The sequence below is a fragment of the Pseudomonas sp. JQ36 genome (assembly GCF_053851495.1).
Map to the genome: position 1 here is coordinate 5,225,109 of NZ_CM132642.1, position 22,715 is coordinate 5,247,823.

At 61.2% G+C, this 22,715-nt stretch carries 18 protein-coding genes; all 18 read left to right on the forward strand.

Translation table 11 applies throughout. The features are described 5' to 3' along the window. Nucleotides 1-119: 119 nt before the first annotated feature. Complete coding sequence (hutC, locus tag ACS4NR_RS23610; protein ID WP_162803449.1) at nucleotides 120-830, forward strand: histidine utilization repressor; 711 nt, start codon at nucleotides 120-122, stop codon at nucleotides 828-830. Beyond that, nucleotides 827-1,396: a HutD/Ves family protein gene (locus ACS4NR_RS23615; RefSeq protein WP_456018472.1), complete on the forward strand. Its 570-nt coding sequence runs from the start codon at nucleotides 827-829 to the stop codon at nucleotides 1,394-1,396. Before hutC ends, ACS4NR_RS23615 begins: the two co-directional genes overlap by 4 nt. A 480-nt stretch (nucleotides 1,397-1,876) precedes the next feature. Continuing rightward, nucleotides 1,877-3,577 carry a urocanate hydratase gene (gene hutU, locus ACS4NR_RS23620; RefSeq protein ID WP_183783819.1) on the forward strand — a complete coding sequence of 567 codons (1,701 nt, stop codon included), beginning with the start codon at nucleotides 1,877-1,879 and terminating at the stop codon, nucleotides 3,575-3,577. A 163-nt stretch (nucleotides 3,578-3,740) separates the two neighbouring features. Then, nucleotides 3,741-5,213 (forward strand): cytosine permease, encoded by a 1,473-nt coding sequence (locus ACS4NR_RS23625; RefSeq protein ID WP_204894324.1) that lies wholly within the window; start codon nucleotides 3,741-3,743, stop codon nucleotides 5,211-5,213. A 69-nt stretch (nucleotides 5,214-5,282) separates the two neighbouring features. Next, a complete protein-coding gene (locus ACS4NR_RS23630; RefSeq protein WP_095137980.1) occupies nucleotides 5,283-6,251 on the forward strand; it encodes an ABC transporter substrate-binding protein in 969 nt (322 codons plus the stop codon). A gap of 84 nt (nucleotides 6,252-6,335) precedes the next feature. Further along, entirely contained in the window at nucleotides 6,336-7,187 is an 852-nt protein-coding gene (locus ACS4NR_RS23635; protein WP_007952475.1) for an ABC transporter permease, read from the forward strand. Continuing rightward, nucleotides 7,184-8,014 (forward strand): quaternary amine ABC transporter ATP-binding protein, encoded by an 831-nt coding sequence (locus tag ACS4NR_RS23640; protein WP_456018473.1) that lies wholly within the window; start codon nucleotides 7,184-7,186, stop codon nucleotides 8,012-8,014. The genes ACS4NR_RS23635 and ACS4NR_RS23640 overlap by 4 nt, the downstream gene beginning before the upstream one ends. A gap of 153 nt (nucleotides 8,015-8,167) precedes the next feature. Continuing rightward, nucleotides 8,168-9,691: a histidine ammonia-lyase gene (gene hutH, locus ACS4NR_RS23645; RefSeq protein ID WP_456018474.1), complete on the forward strand. Its 1,524-nt coding sequence runs from the start codon at nucleotides 8,168-8,170 to the stop codon at nucleotides 9,689-9,691. Between the two features lie 116 nt (nucleotides 9,692-9,807). Next, entirely contained in the window at nucleotides 9,808-11,340 is a 1,533-nt protein-coding gene (gene hutH, locus ACS4NR_RS23650; RefSeq protein ID WP_456018475.1) for a histidine ammonia-lyase, read from the forward strand. A 246-nt stretch (nucleotides 11,341-11,586) separates the two neighbouring features. Next, nucleotides 11,587-12,792: an imidazolonepropionase gene (gene hutI, locus ACS4NR_RS23655; protein WP_456018476.1), complete on the forward strand. Its 1,206-nt coding sequence runs from the start codon at nucleotides 11,587-11,589 to the stop codon at nucleotides 12,790-12,792. A gap of 10 nt (nucleotides 12,793-12,802) precedes the next feature. Further along, nucleotides 12,803-13,606, forward strand: coding sequence for an N-formylglutamate deformylase (gene hutG, locus ACS4NR_RS23660; protein WP_456018477.1), 804 nt, complete (start codon nucleotides 12,803-12,805; stop codon nucleotides 13,604-13,606). Between the two features lie 228 nt (nucleotides 13,607-13,834). Next, nucleotides 13,835-14,806, forward strand: coding sequence for a prolyl aminopeptidase (pip, locus tag ACS4NR_RS23665; RefSeq protein WP_003220824.1), 972 nt, complete (start codon nucleotides 13,835-13,837; stop codon nucleotides 14,804-14,806). Then, the gene (dtd, locus tag ACS4NR_RS23670) at nucleotides 14,803-15,240 is read left to right on the forward strand and encodes a D-aminoacyl-tRNA deacylase (protein ID WP_003220826.1); all 438 of its coding nucleotides are present in this window, start codon (nucleotides 14,803-14,805) and stop codon (nucleotides 15,238-15,240) included. The genes pip and dtd overlap by 4 nt, the downstream gene beginning before the upstream one ends. Before the next feature lie 307 nt (nucleotides 15,241-15,547). After that, complete coding sequence (locus tag ACS4NR_RS23675) at nucleotides 15,548-17,332, forward strand: glucan biosynthesis protein G (protein WP_456018478.1); 1,785 nt, start codon at nucleotides 15,548-15,550, stop codon at nucleotides 17,330-17,332. Further along, complete coding sequence (gene mdoH, locus ACS4NR_RS23680; protein ID WP_095137986.1) at nucleotides 17,325-19,895, forward strand: glucans biosynthesis glucosyltransferase MdoH; 2,571 nt, start codon at nucleotides 17,325-17,327, stop codon at nucleotides 19,893-19,895. Before ACS4NR_RS23675 ends, mdoH begins: the two co-directional genes overlap by 8 nt. A 190-nt stretch (nucleotides 19,896-20,085) precedes the next feature. Then, entirely contained in the window at nucleotides 20,086-20,883 is a 798-nt protein-coding gene (locus ACS4NR_RS23685; protein WP_095137987.1) for a transporter substrate-binding domain-containing protein, read from the forward strand. A gap of 128 nt (nucleotides 20,884-21,011) precedes the next feature. Further along, nucleotides 21,012-21,971 carry an amino acid ABC transporter permease gene (locus tag ACS4NR_RS23690; protein ID WP_027611292.1) on the forward strand — a complete coding sequence of 320 codons (960 nt, stop codon included), beginning with the start codon at nucleotides 21,012-21,014 and terminating at the stop codon, nucleotides 21,969-21,971. Further along, a complete protein-coding gene (locus tag ACS4NR_RS23695) occupies nucleotides 21,964-22,698 on the forward strand; it encodes an amino acid ABC transporter ATP-binding protein (RefSeq protein ID WP_007961769.1) in 735 nt (244 codons plus the stop codon). The genes ACS4NR_RS23690 and ACS4NR_RS23695 overlap by 8 nt, the downstream gene beginning before the upstream one ends. Nucleotides 22,699-22,715: the final 17 nt, after the last annotated feature.

The following is a 22,715-nucleotide window of genomic DNA, read 5'->3' on the forward strand; positions in this document are numbered from 1 at the left end:
GTATATACATATACAGACGTTTGCCTGCCCGGTAAACTCCGGCAAGCTAGCAACCTTCATCCAATGAACAGGGATCAACCGTGCCGACTCCGCCTCCAGTCTCCCCGTTGGCCGCGAACATGGGCGACAGTCCGGCGCCCTTGTACGCCCGCGTCAAACAGATGATCACCCAGCAGATCGACAGCGGTAACTGGCCACCGCATTACCGCGTACCCTCGGAAAGCGAACTGGTCAGCCAGCTCGGTTTCAGCCGCATGACCATCAACCGCGCGCTGCGCGAAATGACCGCCGACGGCCTGTTGGTGCGCATGCAAGGTGTCGGTACGTTTGTCGCCGAACCGAAGAGCCAGTCCGCGCTGTTCGAAGTGCACAACATCGCCGACGAAATCGCCTCCCGTGGCCATCGCCACACCTGCCAGGTGATCACCCTCGAAGAAGAGGCCGCGGGCTCCGAGCGCGCGCTGGCGCTGGACATGCGCGAAGGGCAGAAGGTCTTCCACTCGCTGATCGTGCATTACGAAAACGACATTCCGGTACAAATCGAAGACCGTTTCGTCAACGCGCTGGTCGCCCCGGAATACCTCAAGCAGGACTTCACCCTGCAGACGCCTTACGCCTATCTCAATCAGGTCGCGCCACTGACCGAAGGCGAGCACGTCGTCGAGGCGATTCTCGCCGAGCCGTCCGAGTGCAAGTTGCTGCAGATCGAAAAAGGCGAGCCTTGCCTGCTGATCCGTCGCCGCACGTGGTCGGGGCGTCAGCCGGTGACCGCCGCGCGTTTGATTCACCCCGGTTCCCGTCATCGTCTGGAAGGACGCTTTCATAAATGAATGGTTTGAAGGTTTTACGCGCCGAGGGTTACCCGCGCATGCCGTGGAAAAACGGCGGCGGCAGCACCGAAGAAATAACCCGTGACACCGGCGCTGGCCTTGATGGTTTCGGCTGGCGTCTGTCGATTGCCGACATTGCCGAGTCCGGTGGTTTCTCGACATTCGCCGGTTACCAGCGAGTGATTACGGTGCTGCAGGGTGACGGCATGACCCTGTGCGTCGATGGTGATGACACACGCCCATTGTTACCGCTGGATCCGTTTGCGTTCAGTGGCGAAAGCCAGGTGTCCTGCACTTTGCTCGGTGGCGCGATCCGCGATTTCAACCTGATCTACGCGCCGCAGCGGTACAGCGCGCGGTTGCAGTGGCTGGATGGTGAGCAGCGGTTCTTCAGCTCGGCATCGACGGTGCTGGTGTTCAGTGTCAGTGAGCTGCTGCAAGTGCAGGTCGGTGACAGCACTTCGCAACTGGGTCGGCATGATTGTCTGCAACTGGACGGTAACACCGGGCTGGTTGAAGTGGCGGTCAATGCGGGCTGCTGCGTGATCGAACTGACTGCGCGCTGATCCTTCTGCTCATATAAAACACATGTGGCGAGGGAGCTTGCTCCCGCTGGGCTGCGAAGCGGCCCCATTTCGGTAAATGCCGGAATGGGAGTCCTTCGGCCTCCAGCGGGAGCAAGCTCCCTCGCCACAATTGCATTTCTACAGGCCGTTTCCCTCGGCGCACCAACTTGTTACCGAACGCCCCAGCGTGGCGCAAAACCACGCTTTCGTAACAGCCGCACACTTCCCTCATACACCTCCGCAAAAATTTTCATTCACGCCGCAACCCTTGACTCAGGCGCTCTGCAGCCCTGTCCGCGATTTTTCTTGAACGCCCCTCCAGTAAGTTGGCCGCTTGATTGCATATGCTTGTATGTACAAGTAAAGACGTATGCGTATAAGTCCGCAGCGTCCACTGATTCGCTTGTCGCGCATTGAGGCGCACAGGCTGCTTGCCCACTGCCAGGGTTGGTTTGAATTGATCGCTGAGGAGTCTTTTTCGTGACTGACAATAAGCCTACAACTGCCGTTTATACAAAGAGACGTGACGTCGAAATCCGTGCATCGCGCGGCAACAAGCTGACCGCCAAGAGCTGGCTGACCGAAGCGCCGCTGCGCATGCTGATGAACAACCTCGACCCGGAAGTCGCCGAGAACCCGAAAGAGCTGGTGGTTTACGGTGGTATCGGTCGCGCTGCGCGCAACTGGGAGTGCTACGACAAGATCGTCGAAAGCCTGACCAATCTGAACGACGACGAGACCCTGCTGGTGCAATCCGGCAAGCCGGTCGGCGTGTTCAAAACCCACAGCAACGCCCCGCGCGTACTGATCGCCAACTCCAACCTGGTGCCGCACTGGGCGAGCTGGGAGCACTTCAACGAACTCGACGCCAAAGGCCTGGCCATGTACGGCCAGATGACCGCCGGCAGCTGGATCTACATCGGCAGCCAAGGCATCGTCCAGGGCACCTACGAAACCTTCGTCGAAGCTGGTCGCCAGCATTACAACGACAACCTCAAGGGCAAGTGGGTCCTGACCGCGGGTCTGGGCGGCATGGGCGGTGCTCAGCCACTCGCTGCAACCCTGGCTGGCGCCTGCTCGCTGAACATCGAGTGCCAGCAGGTGAGCATCGATTTCCGCCTGAAAAGCCGTTACGTCGATGAGCAGGCCAAAGACCTCGACGACGCCCTGGCGCGCATCGCCAAATACACCGCCGAAGGCAAAGCGATCTCCATTGCCCTGCTGGGCAACGCCGCCGAAATCCTCCCGGAACTGGTCAAACGCGGTGTGCGCCCGGACATGGTCACCGACCAGACCAGCGCCCACGACCCACTCAACGGCTACCTGCCGGCTGGCTGGACCTGGGACGAATACCGCGCCCGCGCCAAGACCGAGCCGGCTGCCGTGATCAAGGCCGCCAAGCAGTCGATGGCTGTCCACGTCAAAGCGATGCTGGACTTCCAGAAGCAAGGCATTCCGACCTTCGACTACGGCAACAACATCCGTCAGATGGCTCAGGAAGAAGGCGTGGAAAACGCGTTCGACTTCCCGGGCTTCGTCCCTGCCTACATCCGCCCACTGTTCTGCCGTGGCATCGGCCCGTTCCGCTGGGCGGCGCTGTCGGGTGATCCGCAGGACATCTACAAAACCGACGCCAAAGTCAAAGAACTGATCCCGGACGACGCGCACCTGCACAACTGGCTGGACATGGCCCGCGAGCGCATCAGCTTCCAGGGGCTGCCGGCACGTATCTGCTGGGTCGGTCTGGGCCTGCGCGCCAAGCTCGGTCTGGCGTTCAACGAAATGGTGCGCAGCGGTGAGCTGTCGGCACCGATCGTGATCGGTCGCGACCACCTCGACTCCGGCTCGGTGGCCAGCCCGAATCGCGAAACCGAATCGATGCAGGACGGTTCCGACGCCGTATCCGACTGGCCACTGCTCAACGCTCTGCTGAACACCGCGAGCGGCGCGACCTGGGTTTCCCTGCACCACGGCGGCGGCGTGGGCATGGGCTTCTCGCAGCACTCGGGCATGGTGATTGTCTGCGACGGCACTGACGAAGCGGCCGAGCGTATTGCCCGCGTGCTGCACAACGACCCGGCCACTGGCGTCATGCGTCACGCCGATGCCGGTTACCAGATCGCTATCGATTGTGCGAAGGAGCAGGGGCTGAACCTGCCGATGATTACCGGCGGCAAGTAACACGCTTTGGCTTTATGTGGGAGCGAGCTTGCTCGCGAAAGCAATCTGTCAGCCAGCACAGATGTTGAATGTGCTGGCCAATTCGCGAGCAAGCTCGCTCCCACAGAAAAGCAGCCCTACCGAAGCTCAGTGAACAATTAAAACAATCCACAGAGGTTGAATCATGGCTGTAACCCCCGATCGTGCAGGCAACAAACCGTTGATCGAAAGGCGTTCGATCGACTACATCCCGGAAGCGGAAAGACACGGTCGTCTGTTGAGCCAGTTCACCCTGTGGATGGGTGCGAATCTGCAAATCACCGCGATTGTCACCGGGGCGCTGGCCGTGGTGCTGGGCGGTGATGTGTTCTGGTCGTTGATCGGTCTGTTGCTCGGTCAACTGCTGGGCGGCGGGGTGATGGCGCTGCACGCGGCGCAAGGGCCGAAACTGGGCCTGCCGCAGATGATTTCCAGCCGCGTGCAATTTGGCGTGTACGGCGCGGCGATCCCGATCGTGCTGGTGTGCCTGATGTACCTGGGGTTCACCGCCACCGGTACAGTGCTTTCCGGTCAGGCGCTGGGCCAGCTGTTTGGCGTCAGTGACACGGTTGGCATCCTGCTGTTCGCCAGTGTCATCGTGCTGGTCACGGTGCTGGGTTATCGGGTGATCCACTGGATCGGCCGGGTCGCCAGTGTCATCGGCGTGATTGCCTTCGTGTATCTGTTCAGCCGTTTGCTGAGCCAGGTGGACGTGGGCGCACTGTTGCAGATCCGTCACTTCAGCTGGAGCAGCTTCCTGCTGGCGGTGTCGCTCGCGGCGTCCTGGCAGATCGCGTTCGGCCCATATGTGGCGGACTATTCGCGCTACCTGCCGAGCAAGATTTCCTCGGTGAAAACCTTCTTTGCCGCTGGCGCCGGTTCGGTCATCGGTGCGCAGGTGGCGATGGTCCTCGGCGTGTTCGCGGCCGCTTCGGCCAACGGCCAGTTTGCCGGGCACGAAGTGGCCTACATCGTCGGGCTGGGCGGCACCGGTGCCACGGCGGCGCTGCTGTACTTCAGCATCGCGTTCGGCAAGGTGACCATCTCGACGCTGAACTCCTACGGCAGCTTCATGTGCATCGCGACCATCATCAGTGGTTTCAAAGGTCACCTGACCGTTACGCGCATGCAGCGTCTCGTGTTCGTGCTGGTGATCGTCGGCGCGGCAACCCTGGTCGCCTTGCTCGGTCAGCACTCGTTCCTCGGTGCGTTCAAGTCGTTCATCCTGTTCCTGCTGGCGTTCTTCACGCCATGGAGCGCGATCAATCTGGTCGACTACTACTGCATCACCCGTGAGCGCTACGACGTGCCGGCGCTGGCCGATCCGAACGGTCGCTACGGGCGCTGGAACCTGCTCGGGATCAGTGTCTATGTGTTCGGCGTGCTGGTGCAGCTGCCGTTCATCTCCACCAAGTTCTACACCGGCCCGTTGGTGGCTGCCCTCGGTGATGTGGATATCTCCTGGATCATCGGCCTGGTGCTGCCTGCTGCCCTCTACTACGTGTGCGCAAAAAAATGGCACGGCTCGGTGCCTGATCAACTGATTCTGCCGGTCGAGCAGAACAGCGTTGTACCACCTGAAAAAAGTGGGGCCGGACGCGCTGCGGCGCAGGCCTGATTGGACGTGGACAGGGCTGGATGCCTCTTGACTGCCGTAAGCCAATTCATGATTAGGAGCGTCGCTACAATGAAATCGAACAAGACCCTGCTCACCACACTGTTGTCCATGGGCCTGTTGGCCAGTGCCGGTGCCACTCAGGCAGCCGGCTGGTGCGAGTCCGGCAAACCGGTGAAGTTCGCCGGCCTCAACTGGGAAAGCGGCATGCTGCTGACCGACGTGCTGCAAGTGGTGCTGGAGAAAGGTTACGACTGCAAGACCGACAGCCTGCCGGGCAATTCCATCACCATGGAGAACGCCCTGAGCAGCAACGACATTCAAGTTTTTGCCGAAGAATGGGTCGGCCGCAGCGAAGTCTGGAACAAGGCCGAGAAGGCCGGCAAAGTCGTCGGAGTCGGCGCCCCGATCGTCGGCGCGATCGAAGGCTGGTACGTGCCGCGCTACGTGATCGAAGGCGACGCCAAACGCAAGATCGAGGCAAAAGCCCCGGATCTGAAAAACATCGCCGATCTGGGCAAATACGCGGCCGTTTTCAAAGACGCCGAAGAGCCGTCCAAGGGCCGTTTCTACAACTGCCCGGCGGGCTGGACCTGCGAGCTGGACAACAGCGAAATGCTCAAAAGCTACGGCCTGGAAAACAGCTACACCAACTTCCGCCCGGGCACCGGTCCGGCCCTGGATGCGGCGGTGCTGTCGAGCTACAAGCGTGGCGAGCCGATCCTGTTCTACTACTGGTCACCAACCCCGCTGATGGGCCAGATCGACGCGGTCAAGCTGGAAGAAAAACCGGGCGTCGACAAGAGCGTGAGCATCAAGGTCGGCCTGTCCAAAACCTTCCACGAACAAGCGCCGGAACTGGTGGCCGTGCTGGAGAAGGTCAATCTGCCGATCGACCTGCTGAACCAGAACCTGGGCCGCATGGCGAAGGAGCGTATCGAGTCGCCAAAACTGGCGAAAATCTTCCTCAAGGAACATCCTGAAGTCTGGCATGCGTGGGTCAGTGAAGACGCTGCCAAGAAAATCGACGCGGCGCTGTAGGTCGAATTCCTCCCGGCCAACCGAGAGGCTGGCCGGGGTGTTCGCCGCAATCGCTTGATTGAGTTTCCTGATTGAGAGCCGCTTATGTTTCCCGAAAGCTTTACCTTTTCCATCGCCGACTGGGTCAACGGTTGGGTCGATGCGCTGGTCACCAACTACGGCGACGTGTTCCGCCATATCTCCGACACCCTGCTGTGGGCCATCGTCAATCTTGAAGGCCTGCTGCGCGCCGCGCCGTGGTGGTTGATGCTGGCCATCGTCGGCGTCGTGGCCTGGCATGCGACGCGCAAAGTCGTGACCACCGCCGTGATCGTCGGTCTGTTGTTCCTGGTCGGTGCTGTCGGTCTGTGGGACAAGTTGATGCAGACCCTCGCGCTGATGATGGTGGCGACGGTCATTTCGGTGCTGATCGGCGTACCGCTGGGGATTCTCTCGGCGCGCAGCAATCGCCTGCGTTCGGTGCTGATGCCGCTGCTCGACATCATGCAGACCATGCCCAGCTTCGTGTACCTGATTCCGGTGCTGATGCTGTTCGGCCTGGGCAAGGTGCCGGCTATTTTCGCCACCGTGATCTACGCCGCGCCGCCGCTGATCCGTCTGACCGATCTGGGCATCCGCCAGGTCGACGGTGAAGTGATGGAAGCGATCAACGCCTTCGGCGCCAACCGCTGGCAGCAACTGTTCGGCGTGCAACTGCCGCTGGCCCTGCCGAGCATCATGGCCGGGATCAACCAGACCACCATGATGGCCCTGTCGATGGTGGTGATCGCCTCAATGATCGGCGCCCGTGGCCTGGGTGAAGATGTGCTGGTGGGCATTCAGACCCTCAACGTCGGACGTGGCCTGGAAGCCGGTCTGGCGATCGTGATTCTCGCAGTGGTCATCGACCGCATTACTCAGGCGTATGGTCGGCCACGGCATGAGGTGAGCAAATGAGCAACGCAACCGTGAGCAAGATCGAAGTCAAAAACGTCTTCAAGATTTTCGGCAACCGCGCCAAGGACGCACTGGCGATGGTCGGCCAGGGCAAGACCAAGGACCAGGTGCTGAACGAAACCGGTTGCGTGGTCGGGGTCAACGACCTGTCGCTGAGCATCGGCACTGGCGAGATCTTCGTGATCATGGGCCTGTCCGGCTCCGGCAAATCGACGCTGGTGCGCCACTTCAATCGCCTGATCGACCCCACCAGCGGCGCGATCCTGGTCGACGGCGTGGACATCCTGCAATACGACATGGAAGCCCTGCGCGAATTTCGCCGGCACAAGATCAGCATGGTGTTCCAGAGCTTTGGCCTGCTGCCGCACAAGACCGTGATCGAGAACGTCGCCTATGGCCTGAAAGTGCGCGGCGAGAGCAAGCAACTGTGCGCTGAGCGCGCGTTGCACTGGATCAACACCGTGGGCCTCAAAGGCTACGAAAACAAATACCCGCATCAGCTTTCCGGCGGCATGCGTCAGCGTGTCGGCCTGGCCCGCGCCTTGGCGGCGGACACCGACATCATCCTGATGGACGAAGCGTTCAGTGCTCTGGATCCGCTGATCCGCGCCGAGATGCAGGATCAGTTGCTGGAGCTGCAAAAGACCCTGCACAAGACCATCGTCTTCATCACTCACGACCTCGATGAGGCCGTGCGCATCGGCAATCGCATTGCGATCCTCAAGGACGGCAAGCTGATTCAGGTCGGCACCCCAAGAGAGATCCTGCATTCGCCGGCGGACGAATATGTCGACCGGTTCGTGCAGCGGCGGGCGGCGGTGGTTTAGTGGACTAAGGGTGAGACTGCTTTTGTGGCGAGGGAGCTTGCTCCCGCTCAAGCGCGCAGCGGTCGCAAAAATTTTGGGCCTGCTTCGCAGTCCAGCGGGAGCAAGCTCCCTCGCCACAGTTGGTGTATCAATAGAATAGGCATGAGGTTTTAGATGTCCCAGGCTGAAAAAATCATCATCACCGGCAGCCCCCTGCGTTGGCAGGACGTGGTCGCCGTCGCCCGTCACGGCGCGCAACTGGAACTGTCGAGCGAGACCTGGGCGCGCATCGAAAACGCTCAGGGCATCGTCCAGCGCATCGTCGAAAGCGGCGAGCGTGCCTATGGCGTCAACACCGGTCTGGGTGGTCTGTCCAACGTGTCGCTGAAGGACGAACAACTCAGCCAGCTCTCGCGCAACACCTTGCTCAGTCACGCCTGCGGCGTCGGCCCGGTACTGCCTGATGAGCAAACCCGCGCGATCATCTGCGCTGCGATTCACAACTTCAGCCACGGCAAATCCGGCATTCATCGCCGCGTGGTCGAAGCGCTGCTGGCGCTGCTCAATCGCGGCATCACTCCACAGGTTCCGTCGCAAGGTTCGGTGGGTTATCTGACGCACATGGCGCACATCGGCATCGCGCTGCTGGGCGTGGGCAATGTCAGCTATCGCGGGCAGATCACCTCGGCGCAACAGGTGCTGGCCGAAGAAGGTTTGCAGCCGGTGCAATTGGGTGCGAAGGACGGCTTGTGCCTGGTCAACGGCACGCCGTGCATGACCGGCCTCAGCTGCCTGGCGATTGCCGACGCGATGCGCCTGGTGCAATGGGCCGATGTGATCGGTGCCATGAGTTTCGAAGCGCAGCGCGGGCAGATCGCCGCGTTTGATGCCGAGATCATCGCGCTCAAGCCGCACCCCGGCATGCAACAGGTCGGTAGCAATCTGCGCGCCTTGCTCGATGGCAGTGAAGTGATCGCGACGAGCAAAGGCATTCGCACTCAGGATGCGCTGAGCATCCGCTCGATCCCGCAAGTGCATGGCGCTGCGCGCGATCAACTGGAACATGCGATCAAACAGGTCGAAGCCGAACTCAACGGCTGCACCGACAACCCGTTGCTGCTGGGCACGCCCGACAACTTCCGGGTGATGTCGCAGGCCAACCCGCACGGCCAGTCAGTGGCGATGGCGGCGGATCTGCTGGCGATTGCCATGGCTGAAATCGGCTCGATTGCCGAGCGCCGTCTCGATCGTCTGGTCAACCCGCACGTCAGCGGTCTGCCGGCGTTTCTGGTGGCCAATCCTGGAGTGAACTCCGGGATGATGATCGTGCAATACGTCGCCGCTTCGCTGTGTGCCGAGAACCGCCAATTGGCGCAGCCGGCGGTGCTCGACAACTACGTCACCTCGGGCCTGCAGGAAGACCACCTGAGCATGGGCACCAGCGCCGCGCTGAAGCTGCACCGCGCCTTGGAAAACTGCACGCAGATCCTTGCCATCGAGTACTTGCTGGCGGCGCAGGCCTTTGAATTCCTCAAGGAGCAGCGCTTTGGCGCGGGCACTGACCGGGCGTGGCGCCTGCTGCGTGAAACCGTCCCGGCCTACGATCAGGATCGCTGGCTGGCGCCGGATATCGCCGCCGCCGCCAGCGTGCTGAAAAAACCGAATGCGCTGCACAACGTATTAACGAATCTGCACTGACAACTACCCATACCAGCGTGCCAAGGCGCGGATCGTCCACAAGGCGAGAGGCGACGGATAACGGAATGCTCCGGAGCGACTGGTAGTTAATAACAATGTTCAAAAGGAGCATTTTAATGACTGCGCTGAACCTGATTCCCGGCCAACTGAGCCTGGCCCAACTGCGTGACGTCTATCAGCAACCGGTCAAGCTGACCCTCGACCACAGCGCTGCGGCGCAGATCGAGGCCAGCGTCGCTTGCGTCGAGCAGATCCTTGCCGAGAACCGCACCGCCTACGGCATCAACACCGGTTTCGGCCTGCTGGCATCGACCCGCATTGCCAGCGAAGACCTGGAAAACCTGCAGCGTTCGCTGGTGCTGTCGCACGCTGCTGGTGTCGGCCAGCCGATCAGCGATGAGTTGGTGCGCCTGATCATGGTGCTCAAGGTCAACAGCCTCAGCCGTGGTTTTTCCGGCATCCGCCGCGTGGTGATCGACGCGCTGATCGCGTTGATCAACGCCGAGGTTTATCCGCACATTCCGCTCAAAGGTTCGGTCGGTGCCTCGGGCGACCTCGCGCCGCTGGCGCACATGTCGCTGGTGCTGCTGGGCGAAGGCAAGGCGCGCTACAAGGGCGAGTGGATGGAAGCCACCGAAGCGCTGAAGGTTGCCGGTCTTACCCCGCTGACCCTGGCGGCGAAAGAAGGTCTGGCGCTGCTCAACGGCACCCAGGTGTCCACCGCATTTGCCCTGCGCGGTCTGTTTGAAGGTGAAGACCTGTTTGCCGGTGCAATCGCACTGGGCGGTCTGACGGTGGAAGCGGTATTGGGTTCGCGCTCGCCGTTTGATGCACGTATTCACGCCGCTCGCGGTCAGAAAGGTCAGATCGATGCTGCAGCCGCATATCGCGATCTGCTCGGCGAGCGCAGTGAAGTCTCCGACTCGCACCAGAACTGCGAGAAGGTTCAGGATCCGTACTCCTTGCGTTGCCAGCCGCAGGTCATGGGCGCCTGCCTGACTCAGTTCCGTCAGGCCGCTGAAGTGCTGGTGGTCGAAGCCAACGCCGTCTCCGACAACCCGTTGGTATTCGCCGCTGAAGGCGATGTGATTTCCGGTGGCAACTTCCACGCCGAGCCGGTGGCCATGGCCGCCGACAACATGGCTTTGGCCATCGCTGAAATCGGCTCGCTGAGCGAACGCCGTATCTCGCTGATGATGGACAAGCACATGTCGCAACTGCCGCCGTTTCTGGTGGCCAATGGCGGGGTGAACTCTGGCTTCATGATCGCTCAGGTGACCGCCGCGGCACTGGCCAGCGAGAATAAAGCGCTGTCCCATCCGCATTCGGTCGACAGCCTGCCGACCTCGGCCAACCAGGAAGATCACGTGTCAATGGCTCCGGCCGCCGGCAAGCGCCTGTGGGAAATGGCCGAGAACACCCGCGGCATTCTCGCGGTGGAATGGTTGGCGGCGGTGCAGGGGCTGGACCTGCGCAACGGTCTGAAGACCTCGGCCAAGCTGGAACAGGCGCGGGCGATTCTGCGCCGCGAAGTGCCGTTCTATGAGAAGGACCGCTTCTTTGCGCCGGACATCAATGCGGCGACTGAGTTGTTGGCGTCGCGCTGCTTGAGCGAATTGGTTCCGGCGAAATTGCTGCCTAGTTTGTAAGTGTTTTTTCAGGGGGAGTTTTGTTGTTGCTGAAATCGATCCCCCTCACCCCAGCCCTCTCCCCCAAGGGGTAGAGGGGGAAGGGAACCAATCTTCATTGTTTTCAGAGCCGGAGTTCGGCTCAAGATTCTCAGGTCGATGTATCTCGACAGAACAACCCGGTCAGTCCCCTCTCCCTCCGGGAGAGGGCTAGGGTGAGGGGCTTTTGAAGGCTCCCCACCAAACCAATTCCAACGGAGGCCAACAGTGAAAACCCTCTGGCAACACTGCCACGTCGCAACCATGGCGCAGGGCGTCTACTCGATCATCGAGGATGCGGCCATTGTGACGTCCGGTGCGCACATCGAGTGGATCGGTCCGCGCAATCTGCTGCCGTCCGGCGAATACCCGGCGGTCAACGATTTGCAAGGCGCGTGGGTGACCCCGGGCCTGATCGACTGCCACACCCACACGGTGTTCGGCGGCAACCGCAGCGGCGAATTCGAGAAGCGTCTGCAAGGTGTCAGCTATGCCGAGATCGCGGCGCAGGGCGGCGGCATTGCCAGCACCGTGCGCGCCACCCGTGAAGCGACTGAAGACGAGCTGTTCGCCAGCGCCGCCAAGCGCCTGAAAAGCCTGATGCGCGACGGCGTGACCACGGTCGAGATGAAGTCCGGCTACGGTCTGGACCTGGCCAGCGAACGCAAGATCCTGCGGGTCATCCGTCGCCTGGCCAAGGAGCTGCCGATCAGCGTGCGCAGCACCTGCCTCGCCGCCCACGCGCTGCCGCCGGAGTACAAGGATCGCGCTGACGACTACATCGAGCACATCTGCGCCGAGATGCTCCCGGCATTGGCCGCCGAAGGGCTGGTCGATGCGGTGGATGCGTTCTGCGAGTACCTGGCGTTCTCGCCGGAGCAGGTCGAGCGGGTGTTCATCACCGCACAGAAACTCGGTCTGCCGGTGAAGCTGCATGCCGAGCAATTGTCGTCACTGCATGGCTCCAGTCTGGCGGCGCGGTATCACGCGTTGTCCGCCGACCATCTGGAGTTCATGGATGAAGACGACGCCATCGCCATGGCCAAGTCCGACACCGTCGCGGTACTGCTACCGGGGGCGTTCTACTTCCTGCGCGAAACCCAGTTGCCGCCGATGGACGCCCTGCGCAAACACAAGGTCAAGATCGCCATCGCCAGCGACCTCAACCCCGGCACCTCGCCGGCGCTGTCGCTGCGTCTGATGCTGAACATGGCCTGCACCTGTTTCCGCATGACCCCGGAAGAAGCCCTGGCCGGCGCGACCATTCATGCCGCTCAAGCGTTGGGGATGGCTGACACCCACGGTTCGCTGGAAATCGGCAAGGTCGCGGACTTCGTCGCCTGGCACATCGATCGTCCGGCGGATCTGGCCTATTGGCTCGGTGGTGATCTGGACAAACGCGTCGTGCGTCACGGCGTCGAATCAAGTCTGTAGGAGAGCGGTTGTGGATAAGGTTCTGAGTTTCAAACAAGGTCGCGTACCGCTGCTGATCAGCATGCCGCATGCCGGCGTGCGCCTGACGCCTGCGGTCGAAGCCGGGCTGATCGCCGACGCGAAAAGCCTGCCGGACACCGACTGGCACATTCCGCAGCTCTATGATTTCGCCGAGGAGTTGGGCGCCAGCACGTTGGCCGCCGAATACTCGCGGTTCGTCATCGACCTCAACCGTCCGTCAGATGACAAGCCGTTGTATGCCGGCGCCACCACCGGGCTGTACCCGGCGACGCTGTTTGACGGTATCCCATTGTTCAAGGAAGGCCTAGAGCCTTCGAAAGAGGAGCGCGCGACTTATCTGGAGCAGATCTGGACGCCATACCACCGCACCTTGCAGGAAGAGCTTGCGCGGTTGAAGGCTGAGTTCGGCTACGCGTTGCTGTTCGACGCGCACTCGATCCGCTCGATCATTCCGCACCTGTTCGACGGCAAACTGCCGGACTTCAATCTCGGCACCTTCAACGGCGCCAGTTGCGATCCACAATTGGCGACGCAACTGGAAGCCATCTGCGCCCGTCACGACCATTACAGCCACGTGCTCAACGGACGCTTCAAGGGCGGCCATATCACCCGCCATTACGGCAACCCGGCCGAGAACATCCACGCCGTGCAACTGGAGCTGTGCCAGAGCACCTACATGGAAGAGTTCGAACCGTTCCGCTACCGCGCCGACCTGGCGGAGCCGACGCGACTGGTGCTCAAGGAGTTGCTGCAGGGCTATCTGGCCTGGGCAGAGTCTCACTACTCCGCATAACCCACTGTGGGAGCGGGCTTGCTCGCGAAGGCGGCGCGTCAGGCAACATATGCGTTGAATGACATAGCGCTTTCGCGAGCAAGCCCGCTCCCACAGGTTTTGTATGCAGCAGAAAAATTGTGACTGCGTACGGGCATGCTCATTGACGTAAATCGGGTTTATGATGCCGGACGGCAGAATAATAGAAAGTCCCCCCAGGGATGACCTCGCCCCCTTACGGAGCACGCAATGCAGACATTGTTTCCGCAGATCAAACCCCATGCCCGGCACGATCTGGCTGTCGATGACACCCACACGCTGTACGTCGACGAAAGCGGTTCGCCGGAAGGCTTGCCAGTGGTGTTCATCCACGGCGGCCCGGGTGCCGGTTGTGACGCGCAGAGCCGTCGCTATTTCGACCCGAACCTGTATCGCATTGTCACCTTCGACCAGCGCGGCTGCGGACGCTCCACCCCGCACGCCAGCCTGGAAAACAACACCACCTGGGATCTGGTCGCCGACCTCGAGCGTATCCGCAAGCACTTGGGCATCGACAAATGGGTGCTGTTTGGCGGTTCGTGGGGTTCGACCCTGGCGCTGGCCTACGCGCAAACCCACCCGGAGCGCGTACACGGTCTGATCCTGCGTGGGATCTTTCTCTGCCGCCCGCAGGAAATCGAGTGGTTCTATCAGGCAGGTGCCAGCCGTCTGTTCCCCGACTACTGGCAGGACTACATCGCGCCGATTCCGCTGGACGAGCGCGACGATCTGCTCAGCGCCTTCCACAAGCGTCTGGTCGGTAACGATCAGATCGCGCAGATGCACGCGGCCAAAGCCTGGTCGACGTGGGAAGGGCGCACCGCGACCCTGCGGCCGAACCCGCTGGTGGTCGACCGTTTCTCCGAGCCGCAGCGCGCCCTGTCGATCGCGCGGATCGAGTGTCACTACTTCACCAATAATGCGTTTCTTGAGCCGAATCAGTTGATCCGCGACATGGGCAAGATTGCCCATCTGCCAGGGGTGATCATTCACGGTCGCTACGACGTGATCTGCCCGCTGGACAACGCCTGGGAACTGCATCAGGCCTGGCCGAACAGCGAGCTGCAGGTGATTCGCGACGCCGGTCACGCCGCCTCCGAGCCGGGCATCACCGATGCGCTGGTGCGTGCCGCGAGCAACATGGCCCGTCGCCTGCTCGACCTGCCGCCCGAAGAAGCATGAAGGGGCTGTTACAGCGCGTGCGTGGTGCACGGGTCGAAGTCGCGGGAGAGATAGTCGGCGCGGTGGATCAGGGGTTGCTGGTGCTGGTGGCGGTCGAACCCGACGACACCCGTACCAGCGCCGACAAACTTCTGCATAAGCTGCTTAACTATCGGGTATTCAGTGACGCCGAGGGCAAGATGAATCTGTCCCTGGCGGATGTGGGCGGCGGGTTGCTGCTGGTCTCTCAGTTCACCCTCGCTGCCGACACCAAGAGCGGGCTGCGTCCGAGTTTCTCGACCGCGGCCCCTCCGGCATTGGGCGAGGAATTGTTCGACTATCTATTGAGCAAAGCGAAACAGATGCATGGCACTGTGGCATCAGGTAGATTCGGCGCGGATATGCAGGTGCACCTGGTCAACGATGGCCCGGTAACCTTCCTGTTACAGACATGAAAGCGCTTGAAACATCTTTTCAAGGGCTTTTCGACTGAAAACAGGCGTTTTTCGCGATAAATACTTTGTTACCCCTGATGCGTTGTCACGCGGGCTACTAGATAATCGCGCGCTATGGGGATCAGCGTTCGCTGTTCCATTTTTGACTTAGGTAGAGACTTGTCTGGATCCGATTGGGGAATCATTTTGCCCCAGCGGAGTCGGAACAATGCTCGCCAACCTGGCATATAGATAGCTGGCCGTTGGTTTTTTGATCTGTTTTCGGCGAGGGTTGCTCGTGATTGTTAGTCCCTGTAATGCAGCAAAAATGTCTGCCAAACGCATGCGAAGTGCCCTGGTAGCGGGTTCGGCGCTCCTGTGCCTGCTCAGCGCCGGCCAGCTTTGGGCGTTCAATCTTGACGATGTATCAGCCAAGGCTAAAGAGCTGGCCGGGCAGAAGTTCGAAGCCCCGCGCAGCAACCTGCCGAACGAATTCCGCGACATGAAGTTCGCGGATTATCAGAAAATCCGCTTCCTCACCGAAAAGGCTGAGTGGGCTGATCAGAAGACACCGTTCAAGCTGTCCTTCTATCACCAGGGCATGCACTTCGACACGCCGGTGAAAATCAACGAAATCACGGCGAACACCGTCGAAGAGATCAAATACGATCCGACCCGCTTCGATTTCGGCGACCTCAAGTTCGATCCGAAGGCCACTGAACAACTGGGCTACGCCGGTTTCCGTGTGCTGTACCCGATCAACAAGGCCGACAAGCAAGACGAAATCATGACCATGCTCGGCGCGAGTTACTTCCGCGTCGTCGGCAAGGGGCACACTTACGGTCTGTCGGCCCGTGGTCTGGCCATCGACACCGCACTGCCGTCGGGCGAAGAATTCCCGCGTTTCCGCGAGTTCTGGATTCAGCAGCCGAAGCCGGGCGACAAGCATCTGGTGATCTTCGCCCTGCTTGATTCGCCGCGCGCCACCGGTGCCTACCGCCTGATCCTGCGTCCGGGCAGCGACACCATTGTCGACGTCAAGGCGCAGATGTTCCTGCGTGACAAAGTCGGCAAACTGGGCATCGCACCGTTGACCAGCATGTTCCTGTTCGGCGCCAACCAGCCGTCGAAAGTCCTCAACTACCGTCGTGAACTGCACGACTCCAGCGGTCTGTCGATCCATGCCGGCAACGGCGAGTGGATCTGGCGTCCGCTGAACAATCCGAAACACCTGGCCGTGAGCAACTTCAGCGTCGAGAACCCGCGTGGTTTCGGTCTGCTGCAGCGTGGTCGCGACTTCAGCCACTACGAAGACCTCGACGACCGTTACGACAAGCGCCCAAGCGCCTGGATCGAGCCGAAGGGCGAGTGGGGCAAGGGTACCGTTGATCTGGTAGAGATTCCGACCGCTGACGAAACCAACGACAACATCGTTGCGTTCTGGAGCCCGGAAACCATGCCGGAGCCAGGCAAGCCGCTGGACTTCGCCTACCGCCTGCACTGGACCATGGACGAAGCAGCGCTTCACGCCCCCGACAGCGCCTGGGTCAAGCAGACCCTGCGTTCGACCGGTGACGTCAAGCAGTCGAACCTGATCCGTCAGCCGGATGGCAGCGTCGCCTACCTGGTCGACTTCGAAGGCCCGTCGTTGGCGGCTCTGGCCCCGGATGCCGACGTGCGCAGTCAGGTCAGCGTTGGCGACAACGCCGAACTGGTCGAGAACAGCGTGCGTTACAACCCGGAAACCAAGGGCTGGCGCCTGACCCTGCGGATGAAGATCAAGGACGCGAGCAAGTCCACCGAGATGCGTGCCGCCCTGGTTCAGCCAGTGGTCACCGCTGATCTGGCCAAGTCTTCGGTACCGGCGTCGAATTCGTCGGTGGCCAAGGCGGACAAGGTCGCGGCCAAGCAGCAAGAGAAGATCGAGAAGGAAACCAAGGCAGCCGAGGCCAAACAGGCCGACGCCAAGCCAGCCGCAGATGCCAAGGACAAGGCCAACAAAGACGCCAAGCAGCCAACCGCTGCCAACGCGGCCCCAGCCACACCGGAATCGGCACCGACTGAAGAAGTCCTGACCGAGACCTGGAGCTATCAGTTGCCTGCCGATGAGTAACTCTCAAGTACAGCCAGAGACTCTGTCCGAGTATCTGGCGCATCTGCCGATGACCGACGAGCAGCGCGCGGAACTCGCGGGCTGCCAGTCCTTCAGCGAACTGCACCAACGCCTGTCGTCGCCGACGTTCGACGCCCCTGCCGAAGCCGCCCAGGCTTCGGTGGGCAAGCGCCTGACCCTGAGCACCGCCGAGGAGCTGGAAGAGGCGGAAATGCTGGTGCTCGACGCCAGCGGTCGGGTCAGCATGAAGGCGACGCCGCCCATCCGTCGGACCAAAGTCGTGCCGGAGCCATGGCGCACCAATATTCTGGTGCGTGGCTGGCGCCGCCTGACCGGGCGCACCAACCCGCCACAGCCGCCGAAAGATGCGAACGTGTTGCCGGCCGCGCGCTGGCGCACGGTCGGTTCGATCCGCCGCTACATTCTGTTGCTGCTGATGCTCGGCCAGACCATCGTCGCCGGCTGGTACATGAAAGGCATCATGCCGTACCAGGGCTGGTCGTTCGTCGATCTGGACGAAGTGCTGCACCAGCCGCTGCTGCAAACCGCCACGCAAGTGCTGCCGTATGCGCTGCAAACCAGCATCCTGATCCTGTTCGGGATTCTGTTCTGCTGGGTCTCGGCCGGTTTCTGGACGGCGCTGATGGGCTTCCTCGAGTTGCTCACCGGTCACGATAAATACCGCATCTCCGGTAAAAGCGCCGGCAACGAGCCGATTCCGAAAGACGCCCGTACCGCGCTGGTGATGCCGATCTGCAACGAAGACGTGCCTCGGGTATTCGCCGGTCTGCGCGCCACCTTCGAATCGGTCGCCGCTACCGGTGATCTGGATCGCTTCGACTTCTTCGTCCTCAGCGACAGTAACGACACCGATATCTGCGTCGCCGAGCAACAGGCCTGGCTGGACGTCTGCCGCGAAGCCAAGGGCTTTGGCAAGATCTTCTACCGCCGCCGTCGCCGCCGTGTGAAACGCAAGAGCGGCAACCTCGACGACTTCTGCCGTCGTTGGGGCGGTGACTACAAGTACATGGTCGTGCTCGACGCCGACTCGGTGATGAGCGGCGAGTGCCTGACCAGTCTGGTACGCCTGATGGAAGCCACGCCGGACGCCGGGATCATCCAGACCGCGCCGCGTGCGTCGGGCATGGATACCCTGTATGCGCGCATGCAGCAGTTCGCTACCCGCGTTTACGGTCCGCTGTTCACCGCCGGTCTGCACTTCTGGCAGTTGGGTGAATCCCACTATTGGGGTCACAACGCGATCATCCGCATGAAGCCGTTCATCGACCACTGCGCCCTGGCGCCGTTGCCGGGTAAAGGTGCGTTCTCCGGGGCAATCCTGTCTCACGACTTCGTTGAAGCTGCACTGATGCGCCGTGCCGGTTGGGGCGTGTGGATTGCCTACGACCTGCCGGGCAGCTACGAAGAACTGCCGCCGAACCTGCTCGACGAGCTCAAGCGTGACCGTCGCTGGTGCCACGGCAACCTGATGAACTTCCGCCTGTTTCTGGTCAAAGGCATGCACCCGGTGCACCGCGCAGTGTTCCTCACCGGCGTGATGTCGTACCTGTCGGCGCCGTTGTGGTTCTTCTTTCTGGTGCTGTCGACCGCGCTGCTGGCGGTGAACACACTGATGGAGCCGCAGTATTTTCTTGAACCGCGTCAGCTTTATCCGCTGTGGCCACAATGGCACCCGGACAAGGCGATCGCGCTGTTCTCGACCACCATCGTGCTGCTGTTCCTGCCGAAGCTTTTGAGCATCATCCTCATCTGGGCCAAGGGCGCGAAAGAGTTCGGCGGCAAGTTCAAGGTGACCCTGTCGATGCTGCTGGAGATGCTGTTCTCCATGCTGCTGGCGCCGGTGCGGATGATTTTCCACACCCGTTTCGTCCTCGCCGCGTTCCTCGGCTGGGCCGCAACCTGGAACTCACCACAGCGTGACGACGACTCCACGCCATGGAGCGAGGCGGTCAAGCGCCACGGTCCGCAGACCCTGCTGGGCTTCTGCTGGGCGCTGCTGGTGATCTGGCTGAACCCGAGCTTCCTGTGGTGGCTGGTGCCGATCGTCGGTTCGCTGATGCTGTCGATCCCGGTGTCGGTGATTTCCAGCCGTGTCGGTCTGGGCCTCAAATCCCGTGACGAGAGCCTGTTCCTCATCCCCGAGGAATACAATCCGCCACAGGCGCTGCTGGCGACTGACCAGTACACCCACGAGAATCGTTGGCACGCGCTGAACGACGGCTTCATCCGCGCCGTGGTCGATCCGCAGCAAAACGCCCTGGCGTGCTCGCTGGCGACCTCGCGTCACGGTCAGGCCGAGCCGATCGAGTGGCTGCGTCAGGAGCGTGTGCGTCACGCGATCAAGGTCGGCCCGGCCGGGCTGAACAACCATGATCGTCTGCAACTGCTGAGCGATCCGGTGGCCCTGGCCCGTCTGCACGAACTGGTCTGGGCCGAAGGCCACAACGAGTGGCTGGATGCCTGGCGCGCTTCGGTGAAAGCCGATCCGCATGCGCCGCTGCTGCCGCTCAAGCCTGTGAGTCTGCAGGCGCAACCGGCCTGATGAAGAAACCCCGCGAAAGCGGGGTTTTTTTTGTCCTGACGACAGCGGGCGCTGATCTGCAATCGATCAAAAAACCTTGTGCAAACGAACGAGTGCGTTAGCATCCGTCCCCGAATTGGCGCACCCGGACAATCTTGTCCATTTCTGTCGGTTTTCGCGCCGCAAACGCAATGGTTTTGGGGACTTGAAGATGAAGAAGTATCTGTCGATGCTGCTGGTCGGCGTCACGGCACTGGTTGCAGTCACTGCGGCGCAGGCCGGCGCAATCGATGACGCGGTCAAGCGCGGCACGTTGAAAGTCGGTATGGATCCGACCTACATGCCGTTCGAAATGACCAACAAGCGCGGCGAAATCATCGGTTTCGAAGTCGACATCCTCAAAGCCATGACCAAGGCCATGGGCGTCAAGCTCGAGTTGGTGTCCACCGGTTACGACGGGATCATCCCGGCCCTGATGACCGACAAATTCGACATGATCGGCAGCGGCATGACCCTGACTCAGGAGCGCAACCTGCGCCTGAACTTCAGCGAACCGTTCATCGTGGTCGGCCAGACACTGCTGATCCGCAAGGAACTGGAAGGCACCATCAAGTCCTATAAAGACCTGAACACCGCCGACTATCGCATCACCTCCAAGCTCGGCACCACCGGTGAAATGGTCGCCAAGAAGCTGATCGCCAAGGCCAAGTACCACGGCTACGACAACGAGCAGGAAGCCGTGCTCGACGTGGTCAACGGCAAGGCTGACGCGTTCATCTACGACGCGCCGTACAACGTGGTCGCAGTAAACAAGGTCGGCGCCGGCAAACTGGTGTTCCTCGACAAGCCGTTCACCTACGAGCCGCTGGCCTTCGGTCTGAAGAAGGGTGATTACGACAGCATCAACTTCATCAACAACTTCCTGCACCAGATCCACGAAGACGGCACCTACGATCGCATCCATGACAAGTGGTTCAAGAGCACCGAGTGGCTCAAGGACATGGAATAAGCCCGGTCAGATAGACCGCGTTGCCTCGATCGCGAGCAGGCTCACTCCTACAGGGGAGCGCATTCCAATGTAGGAGTGAGCCTGCTCGCGATGGGGCCTCCAAGGCGATACAGAATCCGGAACCTGCAATGAAACAGAAAAAAGCCCAATGGCCCTGGCACGTCCTCACCGTGCTGGTGCTGGTCGGCCTGGCGGGCGCGTTGTATTACGCCACGTCGCTGATGTCCTACGAATGGCGCTGGAACCGCGTGCCGCAGTACTTCGCTTATCAGGCCGAAGAATCCCAGCGAGCCACCGACATCTCCACCGTCACCGAGCTGGTGCGCAAGGGCGGCAGCGCGCAGGTCACTCTGCGCAACGATGCCGGTGACGAGCAGCACCTGACTGTCGACGAGAACAGCCTGCAATTCGCTCAGGGCGACGATGTGGCCGAAGGCGACGTCGTGGGCGTGACCCGGCACTGGGCGGCAGGGCCGTTGCTGTGGGGCCTTTGGACGACGCTGTGGCTGTCGGTGGTGTCGGGCGTACTCGGTCTGCTGATCGGTCTGGTCACCGGGTTGTGCCGCCTGTCGAGCAACCCGACCCTGCGTGATCTGTCGAGCATTTACGTCGAACTGGTGCGTGGCACGCCGCTGCTGGTGCAGATCTTCATTTTCTACTTCTTCATCGGCACGGTGATGAACCTGTCCCGGGAGTTTGCCGGGATCGCCGCGCTGTCGCTGTTCACTGGCGCCTATGTCGCGGAGATCATCCGTTCCGGGGTGCAGTCGATTGCCCGTGGCCAGAACGAAGCGGCGCGTTCGCTCGGTCTGAGCGCCGGCCAGTCGATGCGCCACGTGGTACTGCCGCAAGCATTCAAACGCGTACTGCCGCCGCTGGCCGGGCAGTTCATCAGTCTGGTCAAGGACACCTCGCTGGTGTCGGTGATCGCCATCACCGAGCTGCTGAAAAGCGGCCGTGAAGTCATCACCACCTCGTTCTCACCGTTCGAAATTCTGTTCTGCGTTGCCGGCCTGTACCTGTTGATCAACCTGCCGCTGTCGAAAATCGCCAGCCGTCTTGAGCGGAGGCTCGCGCAAAGTGATTGAAGTCCGCGATCTGGTAAAAGTCTTCGACACCCGTGGCCAGGTAGTTCGGGCGGTGGATAACGTCACCACGTCTGTCGCCAAGGGCGAAGTGCTGGTGGTGATCGGCCCGTCCGGCTCGGGTAAATCGACCTTCCTGCGCTGCCTCAATGGCCTGGAAGAATTCGACTCGGGTTCGGTGAGCATCGACGGCCTGCAACTGGCCGACCCGAAAACCGACGTCAACGCCTACCGCCGTGAAGTCGGCATGGTCTTCCAGCATTTCAACCTGTTCCCGCACATGACCGTGCTGGAAAACCTCTGCCTGGCACAGAAAGTGGTGCGCAAGCGTGGGCAGAAGGAAAGCGAGGCCAAGGCCCTGGCGTTGCTGGAAAAGGTTGGCATCGCGCAAAAGGCTCGCGAATACCCGTCACGCCTGTCCGGCGGTCAGCAACAGCGCGTGGCGATTGCCCGGGCGCTGGCGATGGACCCGAAAGTGATGCTGTTCGACGAACCGACTTCGGCCCTCGACCCGGAAATGGTCGGTGAAGTGCTGGATGTGATGAAGAACCTGGCCGTAGAAGGCATGACCATGGTCTGCGTCACCCACGAAATGGGCTTCGCCCGGGAAGTGGCGGATCGGGTGCTGTTCTTCGATCACGGCAAACTGCTGGAGGATGCCTCCCCAGCGGAGTTTTTTGATGCGCCGAAGGATCCGCGGGCGCAGGCCTTTCTGCGTCAGGTCCTTTAATTTCAGCGTCTGACCTA